Annotated in this window: 19 protein-coding genes; 14 read left to right on the top strand and 5 right to left on the bottom strand. The window is 47.0% G+C overall.

The window, feature by feature from the left end:
• Nucleotides 1-45 precede the first annotated feature (45 nt).
• The 3 genes from QUA02_RS11755 to tadA form a co-directional block, all read right to left on the bottom strand.
• Nucleotides 46-438, bottom strand: a complete 393-nt coding sequence (locus QUA02_RS11755) for a hypothetical protein (protein WP_333027812.1) — start codon at nucleotides 436-438, stop codon at nucleotides 46-48.
• A gap of 201 nt (nucleotides 439-639) precedes the next feature.
• Nucleotides 640-1,314: a lysophospholipid acyltransferase family protein gene (locus QUA02_RS11750; RefSeq protein WP_333027811.1), complete on the bottom strand. Its 675-nt coding sequence runs from the start codon at nucleotides 1,312-1,314 to the stop codon at nucleotides 640-642.
• Between the two features lie 334 nt (nucleotides 1,315-1,648).
• Nucleotides 1,649-2,149 (bottom strand): tRNA adenosine(34) deaminase TadA, encoded by a 501-nt coding sequence (tadA, locus tag QUA02_RS11745; RefSeq protein WP_445305164.1) that lies wholly within the window; start codon nucleotides 2,147-2,149, stop codon nucleotides 1,649-1,651.
• A 185-nt stretch (nucleotides 2,150-2,334) separates the two neighbouring features.
• Here tadA and QUA02_RS11740 point away from each other — a divergent pair, with 185 nt between their 5' ends.
• Together QUA02_RS11740 and menB are read left to right on the top strand one after the other, a co-directional pair.
• Nucleotides 2,335-2,931 (top strand): TerB family tellurite resistance protein, encoded by a 597-nt coding sequence (locus QUA02_RS11740; RefSeq protein ID WP_333027808.1) that lies wholly within the window; start codon nucleotides 2,335-2,337, stop codon nucleotides 2,929-2,931.
• Between the two features lie 308 nt (nucleotides 2,932-3,239).
• A complete protein-coding gene (gene menB, locus QUA02_RS11735) occupies nucleotides 3,240-4,073 on the top strand; it encodes a 1,4-dihydroxy-2-naphthoyl-CoA synthase (protein ID WP_333027806.1) in 834 nt (277 codons plus the stop codon).
• A gap of 240 nt (nucleotides 4,074-4,313) precedes the next feature.
• Here the strand turns inward: menB and QUA02_RS11730 are convergent, their stop codons facing one another.
• On the bottom strand, nucleotides 4,314-4,604 hold the full coding sequence (locus tag QUA02_RS11730) for a hypothetical protein (RefSeq protein WP_333027803.1): 291 nt from the start codon (nucleotides 4,602-4,604) through the stop codon (nucleotides 4,314-4,316).
• A gap of 513 nt (nucleotides 4,605-5,117) precedes the next feature.
• Between QUA02_RS11730 and QUA02_RS11725 the strand changes: the two genes are divergently transcribed.
• Together QUA02_RS11725 and QUA02_RS11720 are read left to right on the top strand one after the other, a co-directional pair.
• The gene (locus QUA02_RS11725) at nucleotides 5,118-6,344 is read left to right on the top strand and encodes an SPOR domain-containing protein (protein ID WP_333027801.1); all 1,227 of its coding nucleotides are present in this window, start codon (nucleotides 5,118-5,120) and stop codon (nucleotides 6,342-6,344) included.
• 120 nt (nucleotides 6,345-6,464) lie between these two features.
• Nucleotides 6,465-7,169, top strand: coding sequence for a PspA/IM30 family protein (locus QUA02_RS11720; protein ID WP_333027799.1), 705 nt, complete (start codon nucleotides 6,465-6,467; stop codon nucleotides 7,167-7,169).
• A 46-nt stretch (nucleotides 7,170-7,215) separates the two neighbouring features.
• Here the strand turns inward: QUA02_RS11720 and QUA02_RS11715 are convergent, their stop codons facing one another.
• The gene (locus QUA02_RS11715) at nucleotides 7,216-7,353 is read right to left on the bottom strand and encodes a hypothetical protein (protein ID WP_333027796.1); all 138 of its coding nucleotides are present in this window, start codon (nucleotides 7,351-7,353) and stop codon (nucleotides 7,216-7,218) included.
• 120 nt (nucleotides 7,354-7,473) lie between these two features.
• Here QUA02_RS11715 and QUA02_RS11710 point away from each other — a divergent pair, with 120 nt between their 5' ends.
• The 10 genes from QUA02_RS11710 to QUA02_RS11665 all read left to right on the top strand — a co-directional run bounded on the left by QUA02_RS11710 (nucleotide 7,474) and on the right by QUA02_RS11665 (nucleotide 14,271).
• Complete coding sequence (locus QUA02_RS11710; protein WP_333027794.1) at nucleotides 7,474-8,262, top strand: PspA/IM30 family protein; 789 nt, start codon at nucleotides 7,474-7,476, stop codon at nucleotides 8,260-8,262.
• A 267-nt stretch (nucleotides 8,263-8,529) separates the two neighbouring features.
• On the top strand, nucleotides 8,530-10,518 hold the full coding sequence (locus tag QUA02_RS11705; protein ID WP_333027792.1) for a ShlB/FhaC/HecB family hemolysin secretion/activation protein: 1,989 nt from the start codon (nucleotides 8,530-8,532) through the stop codon (nucleotides 10,516-10,518).
• Nucleotides 10,519-11,008: 490 nt separating this feature from the next.
• Complete coding sequence (locus QUA02_RS11700) at nucleotides 11,009-11,617, top strand: Uma2 family endonuclease (RefSeq protein ID WP_333027790.1); 609 nt, start codon at nucleotides 11,009-11,011, stop codon at nucleotides 11,615-11,617.
• Between the two features lie 64 nt (nucleotides 11,618-11,681).
• Nucleotides 11,682-12,287 (top strand): Uma2 family endonuclease, encoded by a 606-nt coding sequence (locus tag QUA02_RS11695; protein ID WP_333027786.1) that lies wholly within the window; start codon nucleotides 11,682-11,684, stop codon nucleotides 12,285-12,287.
• 132 nt (nucleotides 12,288-12,419) lie between these two features.
• Nucleotides 12,420-12,794, top strand: a complete 375-nt coding sequence (locus QUA02_RS11690; RefSeq protein WP_333027784.1) for a DUF433 domain-containing protein — start codon at nucleotides 12,420-12,422, stop codon at nucleotides 12,792-12,794.
• 121 nt (nucleotides 12,795-12,915) lie between these two features.
• Nucleotides 12,916-13,161 carry a type II toxin-antitoxin system HicB family antitoxin gene (locus QUA02_RS11685; protein WP_333027781.1) on the top strand — a complete coding sequence of 82 codons (246 nt, stop codon included), beginning with the start codon at nucleotides 12,916-12,918 and terminating at the stop codon, nucleotides 13,159-13,161.
• On the top strand, nucleotides 13,158-13,379 hold the full coding sequence (locus QUA02_RS11680) for a type II toxin-antitoxin system HicA family toxin (protein WP_333027924.1): 222 nt from the start codon (nucleotides 13,158-13,160) through the stop codon (nucleotides 13,377-13,379). The genes QUA02_RS11685 and QUA02_RS11680 overlap by 4 nt, the downstream gene beginning before the upstream one ends.
• Nucleotides 13,380-13,449: 70 nt before the next feature.
• Nucleotides 13,450-13,761 (top strand): addiction module protein, encoded by a 312-nt coding sequence (locus tag QUA02_RS11675; protein WP_333027779.1) that lies wholly within the window; start codon nucleotides 13,450-13,452, stop codon nucleotides 13,759-13,761.
• Nucleotides 13,762-13,773: 12 nt separating this feature from the next.
• Entirely contained in the window at nucleotides 13,774-13,938 is a 165-nt protein-coding gene (locus tag QUA02_RS11670) for a hypothetical protein (RefSeq protein WP_333027777.1), read from the top strand.
• A gap of 12 nt (nucleotides 13,939-13,950) precedes the next feature.
• Entirely contained in the window at nucleotides 13,951-14,271 is a 321-nt protein-coding gene (locus tag QUA02_RS11665) for a hypothetical protein (RefSeq protein WP_333027774.1), read from the top strand.
• Nucleotides 14,272-14,341: the final 70 nt, after the last annotated feature.

Genomic DNA, 14,341 nt, shown 5'->3' with positions numbered 1-14,341 from the left:
TTACTGTACGATAATGACTAATCACTCATGACTAATGACTAATAACTAATGAAAAGCACTCGGAAAAGCTTCCCAAACTCGATCGACAAAATCCCTAAGTTGCCGAGAAGCAATAACACCATCCTTTTTCTCAGCATCCAGAGAGTGCAACTCAGTCAACAGTGAAATTACCTCAGTATCTAAAGCCGCCCGAAACAAACTCAGCGGCCAAAGCAAATCAGCACCATCTCGCAAATCGGATAAAGTGTATTCTTCCAACCATTGCTCAGATAAATCCTTCCCCGACACTAATACAACTAACATCAAAGGGCGCACCCAACAAACTTGACGTGCCTCAACCACTTGGATCACCTCTGAATGCAGGCACGCATCTCCACATTCTAAACTGACAATTTGACCAGGCTTAAAGTTCAAAGCAAAACCCATTGATTCTGACATTGCATAGCAAAACTTTACCACTGCATTCAACAGTGGTTACAAATATTATATCACTTGACAACTAACAACTATAGCGGTTTTCTTTTGACGTGAAGTACGATCGATCCCAATTCGCAATTCCCTTCTTTGAAAAGGAACCACCCATGCCCGATGCCCGATGCGCTCGCGAGCACCTAATTTACCTGAGAAAGGCTATAACAACTAACAACTTTCATCAAGATTTTTAAGAGCGATTTCGAGCTCGGCAGTCAACAATCTAGCTTCTTTTTTGCCGCCGCCACCATTGGTATAATCCGCCACGGAAATCGGAGCACCGATCGCAATTTTTACCTGAGAACCCCATCGAGGAATGCGCGGGCGATAGCGGATACTCATAGGTACAATTTTCACCCCCAAACCCGGTTTGCTCAACTCTGCTTGAATTGCCAAACGAGCCAATCCAGGCTTAATCGGGTGAACTTCGCCATCTTGAAAAATGCCGCCTTCGGGAAAAATGACCAACATCTGCTTGTCTAGAAGCAATTCCACGCCGTAACGGAGACTGCTAATTGCTGGATGCTTGATATCCACAGCAAACCCTCCCAAATGTCTGATGAACCAACCTTGCAGTCCTTTGACCTCATCAGCAGTTACCATAAACCGCAAATCGCGTCCAGTGACCATCTGTCCGGTTGAATAGGGCATCATTAGGGCATCCCACCGGGAACGGTGCGTAGGGGCTAAGATGACAGGCCCGTCTTTCGGCAAGTGCTCCTGTCCGGTTATCTCAATCTTGCCAAAATGAAACGGTAGGACAACATAGTGACCTAGCGGATAGAGCAAGGAGGTTAACCAAGGAGAAACGCGAGAGGTATTAAATGCTACCTTGGCAGGCATTGGCTTCACTAGAGATGATTTACTGGACTCAACGGCGATCGTGGCGGTGTGGCGCATAGCAATTAAGCGGCTTTATCGAGAGCTCAAGTCTAAAGTATGTTGTTTGACACATCTTTAGTTGTTTGAACGGGACACTTTTGCTATTGGCATTGTGCCGATCGAGCGATCGCACCCGCAATAGATAAATCTGTAACTGGTAAAACCTCAGCCAACCCGACAGCACTACCGCAGAGCCGTCAACCGCCAAGAGAGCTCGATCGGGCAATTACCTATTATTTCAGTTAAATAGCCAAGTTCGACTAAACATCGCCTCCAAGAGTCAAAACTTTTACTGTTAACTTTTCCTGCGCGCTTCAAACCAAGAAAGCAACTGCTCGCGGCAAACAGACTCCATGATACCGCCGAGCACCTCCAAGCGGTGACACGAATGAGCGCTATCTGGAATATTAGCCGCAGTCCGAATCGTGCCAGTTTTCGGGTCATCTGCTCCATATACCAGCAGACCGATCCGAGCTTGTACGATCGCACCAGCGCACATCGGGCAAGGTTCCAGCGTTACGTAGAGCGTGCAAGAGTTGAGATGCCAGTCTTGCAAAACTTGGCCGGCCGCCCGCAGAGCCAAGATTTCAGCATGAGCAGTCGGATCGCAGTCTCGCTCCCGCCGATTTTGCGCTTCGGCAATCAATTTGCCACTACCGTCAACAATTGCAGCACCCACGGGCACTTCGCCCTCCGCGCCGGCCGATCGTGCTAATTCCACAGCCCTAGTCATCCAGCGCTTGTGAATAGCATAATTAGAATCACTAATAGACAACGGCTCTGTTTGCAAATTCACGGTATATTCACGCAACTGAAAACACTTAATAAAGTCTTACTTATTCACTTGGTGTAGATAGAATAAGTACGATCGCTAATAAAACAAGTTTTTTTGGGGAATTTATGGCATACTTACCTAACTAAAAACACTTAAGATCGAGAAATAAAGTCATACCGCATCCCAATCGACAGTAATTTTTAATTATGGACACCACCACAATCAGCACTGAAGTTGTTGAGCTGTTGTCTCGGATTAGCCGGCAAAAGCTCCGCGAACAAGATATCACTCCTTTAGTCGTCTTCCTGACTGCCCTAATTTCCATCCTGCGCGGAGTGATGATTATTGACAGGACGATCGCCGTTGAAGAAGAAGAACGGCTGCAAAAGACTCTCAAAGCCTTTGCCAGCGGCGACCCCGATCGGGTAGAACTAATTCAGCGCCTTGTCAAAGGCATCTCCAAACAGCAGGTTTACTTCAACCCCACGGAATTGCTAACCCTGACAGCTTTCTTCTCAGAATCAGAAAAGCTGTTGCTCATCGTTTCCGGCTACGAAATGTCAGCCGCAGACGGACACATCGACCTCCGAGAGCAAATGTACTTACAGTCGATGGGAAACCGACTCGGCCTCGACTCCAGACACATTGCAGCCATAGACACTTTATTTACTAAAGAAGGAGTCCTCGACTCAGAAGCTTTTGCCGAAGTTCAAGCTTTACTCGCACCCAGCGAATTCGAGTCCCGCGATCCGGTACTTGGCAAAGCAGCAAAGCACTTGCTGGGTATTTTACACCGCAAATAATGCAGCGGATATAAATTTATTCGCAGTATAAAGACTGAGAAAGAGGGAAGAGGATTTGACGCTTTTTCGATTTTAGACGCGAATTGCGCGCCAAGGCGCTCAAAAACTGGGTTTTTTAACCGATTCATGCAGCGCTGCATGGCGTATTTTGGTGAAAAACCCGGTTTCTGCGTAAGTCCCGCTTTATTTTTCTGGCAAGAGTCGATCGACCCTTGTATCCTATTGAACCGAATCCATCTAAAATCTAAAAGCGAATTATCGCAGCCTCGATAGCTCCAGCTCGGTTTCAAAACCCCAATCGATTGATTATGCAAATTGAATGGCAAACCGCCAAAACCTACGAAGACATTCTCTATCACAAAAATGGTGGCACCGCCAAAATTACCATCAATCGACCTCACAAACGGAACGCTTTCCGTCCCAAAACCGTGCAGGAACTGTGCGATGCCTTTACTGATGCGCGCGAAGACACAAAAATCGGCGTTGTCCTGTTCACCGGTGCGGGGCCTCATACAGACGGCAAATACGCCTTTTGTGCCGGCGGCGACCAAAGCGTGCGGGGTGCGGCGGGATATGTAGACGAAGGTGGCATACCCCGCTTGAACGTGCTCGACTTGCAGAAGTTGATTCGATCGATGCCCAAAGTGGTAATTGCTTTAGTTGCAGGCTACGCAATTGGAGGGGGTCACGTTCTGCACTTAATTTGCGACTTGACGATCGCTGCTGACAATGCTATTTTCGGACAGACCGGCCCAAAAGTCGGCAGTTTCGACGGTGGTTTCGGAGCTAGCTATCTCGCTAGAGTTGTCGGTCAGAAAAAAGCCCGAGAAATTTGGTTTTTGTGCCGCCAGTACAGCGCGCAGCAAGCCTTAGAAATGGGTTTAGTAAACTGTGTCGTGCCCGTCGAACAACTCGAACTAGAAGGGATGCAGTGGGCTCTTGAAATTTTAGAAAAAAGTCCGATCGCGATTCGCTGTTTGAAATCCGCTTTTAATGCCGACTGCGACGGTCAAGCCGGTCTGCAAGAACTGGCTGGAAATGCCACTTTGCTGTACTATATGACCCAGGAAGGCGCCGAAGGCAAACAAGCCTTTTTGGAAAAACGGCAACCTGATTTTAGTCAATATCCTTGGCTGCCATAGCTGGATGGAGAAATTAATTTTTTTTATCCACTCATATTAAAAAAGTAGATGCTGCTAACTTTTATGAGTTGGTAAAGTCCAATGCACCCGATCGCCCACAAGTGTCAGTATTGATATTAGTTTCCAAAAACAATGAAACTGCTTTGCCAGATCCAAACCCTGATATTCATCTGTGATTCCCCGATCGAAAATCGAAAATCGAAAATCGAAAATGGTATGCTCTCTCCTGCTGCGGAGTCACTATACCGAGAGTGCTGTGGCCGATTTTTCCATTAACGTTGTGCCTGTAAGCTGGTAGTCATTGGGCTCAGCAAGAGTGACGGCCGCCTCCTGCAGAGTTACAGTCTGTTCTTGCCACAGTTCAATTTCTTCTAGGTTTTCCCAAGATAGCCCAAAAGCCGAAACCCCTAAAGAACAAGCTTTCCACTGACTTTGAACCGGAACGCTCAGCAGATCGCAAACACCCCCGCGTCTCCCCTCTGGGGTATAGTGGCGGCAGTGACGGCAAGCAGAAGTTAATCGGGTTTTCATATAAGTTCTTAGGTAAATCATTTTCATCTCTAATTCTCCAATGTAGAGCTAGCAGGTTTTAGAGCATCCCAGCCTTTATGCTGTCTGGGTTATAGCGATCCCCGGATAGCAATTAAATTTTATAAATTCTTTATAATCTCGTTATATATAGAAACAATAAGCTCAGTGTAGACTCATGGTATAGGTAAAAACACAGCTTAAAAGTTTATAAGGCTGTCAGGGATCAAGAAAAAGTACAAATGCGGAACAAAAATGAGAGGTTATAAATAAGCGGTATCTCCAGATACAAAAAGCTGCTTGCAGTCTCGGCAAGCAGCTTTTGGGACACAGCAACAATTAAGTTTTAAAATGAAAATGAAAAGATAGCTGCCGGCGATCGACAGCAGGCGATCGGGCCCCTGTTGCATTGACGCCAAAAGTAGCTAATCATAAAATAGGCAAGTTTTCAAGCTTCTTGTTTATATCTACAATCAAAACATTAAAATCAATTCAGAGGCGGTAGGAGTTTTGCTAATGAGTAAGCGTTCTTCGGTTGAATCCCCAAATCATCAATCCTCATCAACCCCAATCAAGCCTGCTTTGCAAGCAGCCCTGGGGTGTCTGGATGTAAGCCTAGAAGCAGAACTGACAACATACAGAAGGCACAGGCGGCGCGCAGAACAGTGGGTGTCGCCATCAGTTCGTACTGGCAAGCAAACAGCCACAACCGAGCAACAGCTAGCCCAAAACCTGCCGCCGGAGGCTGCCCAGGAAACCCAGCAGCCGCTGTTGATGCCCCTATCCCTTGGCGGCAGCCCGGGCGATGCCCCGCTAGCAACTACCAGGGGCGGCACAAAACTATCTAGCAGTGCCTCCGCACCCAACAAGTATCTCGAATCAAGCGAAAAACTGATCGAAAGTTTGGACGAGCAAACAGCCGAGCCTGCGGTCGAACGCAGTTTAGCCGCCAGTTTGTTAACTCCCCTGGGACTGAGTTCGATGCTGCTGTTTCTGCTGTCGTGCACAGCTTTGGGCTACGCCGTCATGCACCCGTCAAGTCTGGCGAAAATGGCCGGGCTGAACCGTTTGCTCGATCGTACCGCGCCCTCTCCCAGCGACAGTCAAGTTACTACCGCCACATCAGATACCGGCACCAAGGAACTGCCGAAAGCTCCAAATCTGGCATCCAAGGAATTTGTCGAGCTAGATTTGAGCACTCTGAGCAATGTCAAGCCGACAGCCAGCCCGATTGCTTCCCCGTCGCCAAAAGCATCAATCCCGCCAAATCCGGCAGCGCCTCCAGGCCCTGGCGCGGCTGTCCCGATCCCTACAGAAGACGGCAACCCAGCCAGAGGCAGGGAACAAGGACTCAACAATCTCAGTACGGCTTTGCTTCCCAGTCCCAGCCCCAGCGCCTCCCAGCCTGTCCCGACACTGCCGACACTGCCTCCAACACCCTCCCCAGCCCAGCCGACAGCCGCATCCCCGGCGACAGCATCCCCAGCCACAGCAGCCTCGGCCACAGCAGCCCCGCTGGGAAGGCCGACACGGGCTGCCGACGGTTTCTATTACGTTGTCACCGATTACACCGACGAAAAATCGCTGCAGCAAGCCAGAACCGCAGTTCCCGATGCCTACGTGCGAAACTTCTCAAAGGGTGTCAAGATCCAAATGGGGGCTTTGAACGATGCTGCCTCAGCAGAACGTTTGGTGAAAGAACTCCAAGCAAAAGGGGTGAAGCCGCAATACTATCAGCCATAAATTAGTTAGAAGGAATGAAAAATTAAAAAATTCACAGAGAATTGAGAAATTTTGATTGGGAATTTTTAGTTGTTAATTCCTACTCCTAAATCTAAAATTTAAAATCGGGAGACTGGCAAAATGGGATTATTCGATCGGCTTTGGCGAGTGATTCGAGCCAATATTAACAGTTTGGTCGGGACGGCCGAAGATCCAGAAAAAATTCTGGAACAAGCTGTCATGGATATGCAGGAAGATTTAGTGCAGCTCAGACAAGCTGTGGCAGGGGCGATTGCAGCTCAAAAACGCACCGAACGCCAGTGTTCCCAAGCTGAGTCTACTGCAGCAGAATGGTACCAGCGGGCGCAGCTAGCTTTGCAAAAAGGCGAGGAAAATTTGGCGCGGGAAGCTCTGACGCGCAAAAAATCTTATCAAGAAACGGCAACGGCGATGAAAGCCAGTCTCGGACAGCAGAATGCTGTTGTGACTCAACTTAAAGACAATATGCGGGCGCTCGAAAGTAAAATTTCTGAGGCAAAATCTAAAAAAGATATGTACATTGCCCGAGCAAGAAGCGCCGCATCGTCGGAAAGGCTTCAAGAAATGATGGGCAATCTCAATAGCGGCAGCGCTTTGAGCGCGTTTGAACGGATGGAAGAGAAAGTCATGCAGCTAGAAGCTCGCTCCGAAGCAATCGCAGAACTCGGAACTAACGATTTAGAAAAGAAGTTTCTCTCTCTCGAAGCTGCAGGCGATGTCGATAGCGAGTTGGCGGCGATGAAAGCACAAATGCTTCCGGGCAACAATACACCCAAATTGCCGTCGGGGGAACCGCCCGCATCCTGAACCGGGCGCGGTGCACAACAATAGTTTGGACGAGCAAAAACTTGCGCTAGCGGCGCAGCACCTGATGGCTCGAAGCGTATTGGGGAATTCCCGGATCGAAGTTAAACTCAATAGATAGGTGCATGAATGAGCTTGCCTGCATCACATTACTCGATCGCTTTAAACTGGATTTATCTATTTGCAAAAATTGCCCGCATACTCGATCGCACTAAAAATCTGACCGACTGAATTTCACCGCTGCGGGCTAGCGCCTAAAGCCAGCATTCCGCTTACCTCGTACACCTCACCCAGGAAAAATAGCATTATGGGATTATTTGACCGCATTAGCCGAGTCGTCAGAGCCAATCTTAACGATATGGTCAACAAAGCTGAAGACCCGGAAAAGATTTTAGAACAGTCCGTTACGGATATGCAGGAAGACTTGGTGCAGTTGCGTCAGGCCGTTGCCAGCGCGATCGCCACCCAAAAGCGCACCCAGACTCAGTACAATCAAGCTGAATCTCAGTCTAACCAGTGGCAGCAGCGCGCCGCGCTCGCCCTGCAAAAAGGAGACGAGACTTTGGCCCGCGAAGCGCTGGTGCGCAAAAAGTCTCACGCTGAAACGGCGGCGACGCTGAAAGCCAGTCTGGATCAGCAATCGGGTCAGGTGGAAAGTCTCAAGCGCAACTTGATCGGTTTGGAGAGCAAGATTTCTGAAGCTAAGACTAAGAAGGATATGCTCAAAGCCCGGATATCCGCTGCTAAGGCTCAGGAACAGCTCAACAATACCATTGGCACCCTGAATACTGGCAGTTCGATGGCAGCTTTCGATCGCATGGAAGAAAAAGTTTTGCAGATAGAAGCTCGCGCGGGAGCTTCGGCAGAACTAGCGGCCGGTGGCAGCAATTTAGAGGAACAGTTCCGCTTGCTCGAAGGCGGCGGCGATGTTGACGACGAGTTGGCTCAAATGAAAGCTCAACTCGCCGGGGGTTCTGTGTCTCAAGGTCAATTGCCGGCAGCGGGTAAAACTGCTACTGCTCCTACTACCTCGGAGTCGAGTCCGGTGATTGACGCTGAGTTGGAAGAATTGCGCTCGCAGCTCAATAAAATGTAGTAATCTGTATCAAAATTCACATATTTCTTCAGATCGCAGGTTTGATAGAATGCTCCGCCTACCTACAGCGCTAGCTTGGGGAGGTCGGAGCTTTTTTCAGGGGTTCTAACCTAATACACAAATTTTTAATTTTGTCAAGCATCTTTGTGTTGAATTAACGAGTTAAATTATTTAAAAAAAGTGATAAAGTAATTTAATTCTTTGGAATTGCGCCGGCACTCGGATCGATCGCAATTCCAAATAACTATAAAATATTGCTAATAAGTCATGCCCGTGCAACCTTCCAGAGGCTTTTGTGAAATCAAGTTTTTCAAAGCATTAGCACTTGGTTTTTCAATTGCAGCTATTTGCCCCGCACCGCTAGCAGCTCAAAGTGTTGGCGAGTCAATGGTTGCTGCCCACTCAAGGGTGCGATTGCCAATTGATAATGATAATTTACCCTCTCAATTAAAACTCGATCGAGAAACCGCAGACGATCGCGATCGGCTTCATGATTTATACTCAGGTTCAGAATTAGATAAAGACAGTAAAGACCAAGAAAACGACATCCCGGAGTTCGATCGACCGGCCCAAAGTGAGGAAAGAGAAACTCTCGCTCAATTGCCGAACCGAGGAGAAAACAGACAAGAATTTCCGATTCCCAACCCGCTACCGCCAACTCCGGCTCCCCTAAGAGAACCCGCGCCTCCAGCGCCCCTGCCTCCTCCAGAACAGCTTTTGCAGCCATCCGCGCCCGCGCCGGCACAGCCAGCAGAATTGCCCAACATTCCAGGTACGATAACAGTCGATCGATTTGAAGTTGTTGGCAGCACCGTCTTTAGCAAACAAGAATTAGACGCTGTACTCAAAGATTTTATAGGCCGCCCGCTGACTTTTGCTCAACTGCTGCAAGCTCGTTCTGCTGTGAGTCAACTCTACATCAGCAAAGGTTATATCACTTCTGGAGCGCTGATTGGCCCGCAAACGCTCTCCGGCTCAGTTGTCAGAATATCCGTGCTAGAAGGCAAGCTAGAAAGTATAAATGTAGTCGGTACTAGGCGGCTGAATTCTAACTACGTCAGAAGCCGATTAGCCCTGGCGACACGAGGCCCGCTGAACGAAAAGCGTTTGCTAGAAGCTCTGCAACTGCTGCAACTTAGCGGGCAAATCGAAAACATCTCAGCGGAACTGCAAGCGGGTTCTCGTGCGGGTTTTAATTTGCTGTTAGTCCGAGTCAAAGAAGCAAGAACTTTCCAAGCCAGCCTTTTTACTGACAATTCTCGCTCTCCGAGTGTGGGGAGTTGGCGGCGCGGCGCGGAAGTCCGCGAGGCTAATTTGTTGGGTTTGGGAGATAGTGCGAGTTTGGTTTATACAAATACTCAGGGTAGCAATGCTGTCGATTTGAGTTACGCGTTGCCAGTGAATTCGCGCAACGGTACGGTAAGTTTTCAATTAAGCCGGAGCAAAAGCAATATTGTTGAGTCGCCGTTTGACGCTCTGGATATTGAAGCGTCGAGCCGCACTTATGAGTTGACTTACCGCCAGCCGATCGTGCAAACTCCGAGAACAGAAATCGCGATCGGGATTGGTGCCGGCAGGCGAGAAAGCGATACATCTTTGCTGGGAGAGGATTTTCCGCTGTCGCCGGGAGCGGATGATCGCGGGAGAACTAGGGTTTCGGCGCTGAGGCTGTTTCAGGATTTTACTCAGAGGGGTGAGAAAGATGTCTTGGCGGCGCGATCGCAGTTCAGTTTGGGAGTGGGAGCATTTGGCGCTACGGTGAGCAGCAGTGAGCCTGACGGTCAATTTTTGGCGTGGCGGGGTCAATTGCAGTACGTGCGGTTGTTGGCTCCCCAGACGCTGCTGGTGGTGCGATCGGATGTGCAGTTGGCTGGGGGAGGGCTTTTGCCGATCGAACAATTTGGTTTGGGCGGCCCGGACACGGTGCGGGGCTACCGTCAGGATGCAATGCTTGCCGATAGCGGAATTTTTGCTTCTGCCGAGTTGCGGTATCCGATTTTGCGCACCGCTGACAAAAAAGGTGTTTTGCAGGTGACGCCGTTTGTGGATTTTGGGAATGTTTGGACTATGGGCGGGGGAAGGGCGGCCATAGAAGCGAATACTTTGCTGTCAGCGGGATTGGGGCTGCGGTGGCAGTACGGCGAGAGGTGGAATGCTCGCGGAGGCTGGGGAATTCCTTTGATTGATATTAAGTCGAGCGATCGGAGTTGGCAAGAGCGCGGGCTTTATTTTTCAGTAGAATTCAAACTTTTTTAGGAAAGCAGCCGTTTTGCCCTTGGCGGAACTGAGCAATTCCGCTATATAGTAATAAGTATCATTTGGCACTCATCTTTAGCTGCCAAGAGTGCATTCTACTGATAATTTTAAATTAAACTATGTCTAAGGTGCGATTGCTGCTTTTAAGTTCTTTTGCTTCCGGTTTTGGGCTTTGCTCGATCATTTTGGCGATATTTACGATGACTTCCAGGCTGTCGTTTACGTCTTTTTTTACCTTTGTTTTAACTTTGGTATTTTTTGCGATAAATCTGCTTTTTGCTTTGCATTATTACACATCGATTACAAAGCAGTTGAGTGTTAAAGGTAAAAGAAAAGCTAGAATTTAGCGGTTGTGAAGTAGAAGCGGACTAAGGCAGGGAGAGTTTTTGAGGGAATTTGAAAGGAATCCAAACAAACGGCTTTTGGTTGAGAGAATTATCTAGCTGTCAGCCATAATTATTTAAGGTCTAATTATTTAGGAGGTGTGATCGTGGTTATTACTCAAAGCAACCCGCCAAATCTTCCAGATGCGACAAAGACTCGCTTTACTCCAGATGAATACCGGGCGATCGAGGAAACCGCTGAAGAACGTCACGAATATTGTAACGGAGAGATTATCGCTATGTCAGGAGGTTCCCCCGCTCACAGCCGTATTACCGTAGACATTACGACTTTTCTTAACGTGGCTGTGCGAGACACAAATTTTCAAATCTATAACGGCGATCTGCGAATTTGGATTCCTAGTTTCAATCACGGAACTTATCCCGATGTTCTGGTAATTGATGGCGAACCAAAATTCAATGGCGATCGCACGGACGAAATTCTCAACCCTTTACTGATTGTTGAAGTTCTTTCGCCCTCCACTGAAGGCTACGATCGAGGTGAAAAGTTCAGAAAATATCGCTCTATTGCTAGTTTTTGTGAATATCTGCTGGTTAGTCAAACGGAACCCTATATTGAGCAATATTATAATGGCGATCGCCAAAGTAGCGATCGCTGGCAATGGCAAGTGTACGATCGGCTCGATCGGGCGATCGTCCTGCACAGTTTAAATATAGAACTTCCGATGTCTGAAGTCTACCGCCGCCTTAATTTTTAAGGGCGATTTTTTCAAGTTTGAAATGAATCATGTTTAACTAGAAATATAAGTTTAGGAGAAAGCTATGGTTACTTTAATTCAACATCCAGGGCAAAACCAACTTGAAACCCCAGCAGAGGAAAAAGTCTGGACTGATGCTGAATTCATGGCACTCAACCGAGATGGACACCGCTACGAAATTGTAAATGGAGAACTAATTGACATGGGAAACTCGGGTGCAAAACACGGTTATATTGCGATTATTTTGAGTGCTGCGTTATTTAACTGCGTATCAACGAGAAAACTAGGCGCGATGTTCGACTCCAGCACTGCTTTTAAGATGAAATCAGGAAACAAGCGATCGCCCGACGTTTCCTTCATGGCAAAAGAACGCCTGCAAGGGCTAGATGAGCTCCCCGATGGCTTCTTAGAGGGTGCGCCGGATCTGGCCGTAGAAATCCTTTCTCCTGGCAATACAGTGGCAGAAATTCACGACAAACTCGTAGAATATTTCGAGAATGAGGCGCGTTTAGTGTGGGTGATTCATCCTCAAGAACAGTATGTGTTAGTTTATCGATCGTCCCAAGAGCCCGATCGCCTGCTCAAGTCCGCTGATTCCCTCGATGGCGAAAAAATCGTCCCCGGCTTTACTCTGGCGGTTGCGGAGTTATTTCAAAAACTGGCTTTTTAATGATTGGGCGATCGGACTCGGGAAAATTACGAGTAATATTGATAATTTAACTTAGGCAGCTAGTAAGACAGAATCCGAAAATTGCGGGTAATCAGCTAGTAATATAAAGATCACTTCTAGGAGGCTATAAGCATGACAAACATATCTAACGAAAAAACAGCGATTATCCGTACAGAAAGAGGATTGACGATCGCAGGTACGCGCATCACCATCTACGACATCATGGACTATGTAACGGCGCAATATCCGCCTAAGTTTATCAGGGGATTGTTTGACCTTACAGAAGCACAAATTAATGCAGCTTTAGCTTATATTGAGGCAAATCGCGCTGATGTTGAAGCTGAGTATCAAATGGTTCTTAAGGAAGCTGAGGAACTCCGGCTGTATTATGAAGAAAAAAATCGCGATCTCATTGCTAGAATTGCAGCCCAACCACCAAAACCTGGAACGGAAGCTGCATGGGAAAAACTTCGAGCGGCTAAGGCAAAACTTGATGCTAAAGCATGATTTTTTTGATCGATCGTAATCTCAACGGACACGCCATAATTTTCTTTGGTTCTATTGCTAATCAAGGTTAGCTTGATATCATCCCTATTCGTTTTGTCACCTTAAAGGAGATTGCTTTAATATGTTAACTAAATACATCCAAGCTGCCATGAAGCAAGCTAAGTATGAAATTTTCCGTGATGATGGGACTTTCTACGGAGAAATTCCGATCTGTGAGGGAGTCTATGCAAATGCTGTAACTCTCGAAGCTTGTCGAGAAGAATTGCAAGAGGTATTGGAAGACTGGATTTTACTTGGTCTCACCATGAATCTTCCTTTACCCGTCCTCGATAATATCGACCTTACAATTACCAAAGATGTTGCCTGATCCCCCCTTTAAAACCAATCAAACGTCGAGACTTAATTTATTACCTGAAACAACTGGGATTTGATGGCCCCTATTCGGGAAAAAGGCATCAGTTCATGTTAAAAGATAACCTTCGCATCACCATTCCCAATCCTCATCAAGGTGATATCAGCGCCAACTTTTTAGCTAAGATTTTGCGACAGGCTAAAGTTGATATTAATGATTGGGAAAACCTCTAAAATTGATGGAGTTTTGTCAATTGATTATCAAGTATGATAGGATTAATGAATCGTAAACTCCTTAAATACTATGACCATTGAAAATCTTGAAGCTGAAGTGATGGCATTACCAAGGGATGCTCAAGCAATATTGCTCTCGCGACTCCTAAAACACTTGGGACAAAGTAGGGAAAACGATGCAGAAGTTGCATCTAGCTGGAGTGAGGAAGCTGAAAGGCGCGATCGAGAAATGGATGGCGGCCAAGTTACTGGTATTCCGGCTGAACAAGTGTTTGAGAAACGCGGCAAAGAACTTTATGAGAATATTATCCGCGCTCAAGTAGAGACACCAGAGAATATTGGCAAGATTATTTCAATTAATGTTGAGACGGGTGAATATTAAATTGGTGAGGACTTGGTAGTAACGAGTAGCAAATTAAAAGCGAAACAGGCTAATGCACTTATTTGGGCGGAACGCATTGGTTTTGATGCGGTTTACGCTGTTGGTGGTACATTGTCAGGACGGCAGAATGATGCGGTGTGCGATCGCGATTTGATTACCAATAAATGTAGTGTTTAAAAAGTGATACTCATGTTACAACAATTAACAAAGATTACTCTTTCAACTCTTTTGGTGTTAGAAACAGCTACGGTGGGTTCTACTGCACCACTCCCTAGTCCTAATAATCAAGGGGATTATATTGGAAGAGCTTATCATACTTATTGGGAAGTAGTAGACCCCGACCCAAAGGGGTTAAATTGTCGCATGAATTCTTCTTTTGAAGAATTTATGCGTGTTGACAACCGCACTCCATTTGATGTTTTTAATTGGTCTGTAGTTGGTGTTTTAAAACAGGGACAGCGTTTTGAAAGCTTTCCTGGAAATGCTGGTGTTACTTTCCTGGATAAGTAGTTAAGCAAAATTAATTACATAATTATCTCCAAATTCTTTAAGAATTCTTTCTACAGATGAAACAAGAGAT

The sequence above is a fragment of the Microcoleus pseudofavosus SVA1_A4 genome (genome assembly GCF_036700565.1).
GTDB lineage: Bacteria > Cyanobacteriota > Cyanobacteriia > Cyanobacteriales > Microcoleaceae > Microcoleus.
Note: the sequence above shows the minus strand (reverse complement) of the source record. Positions and strands in the feature narration are given on the sequence as shown.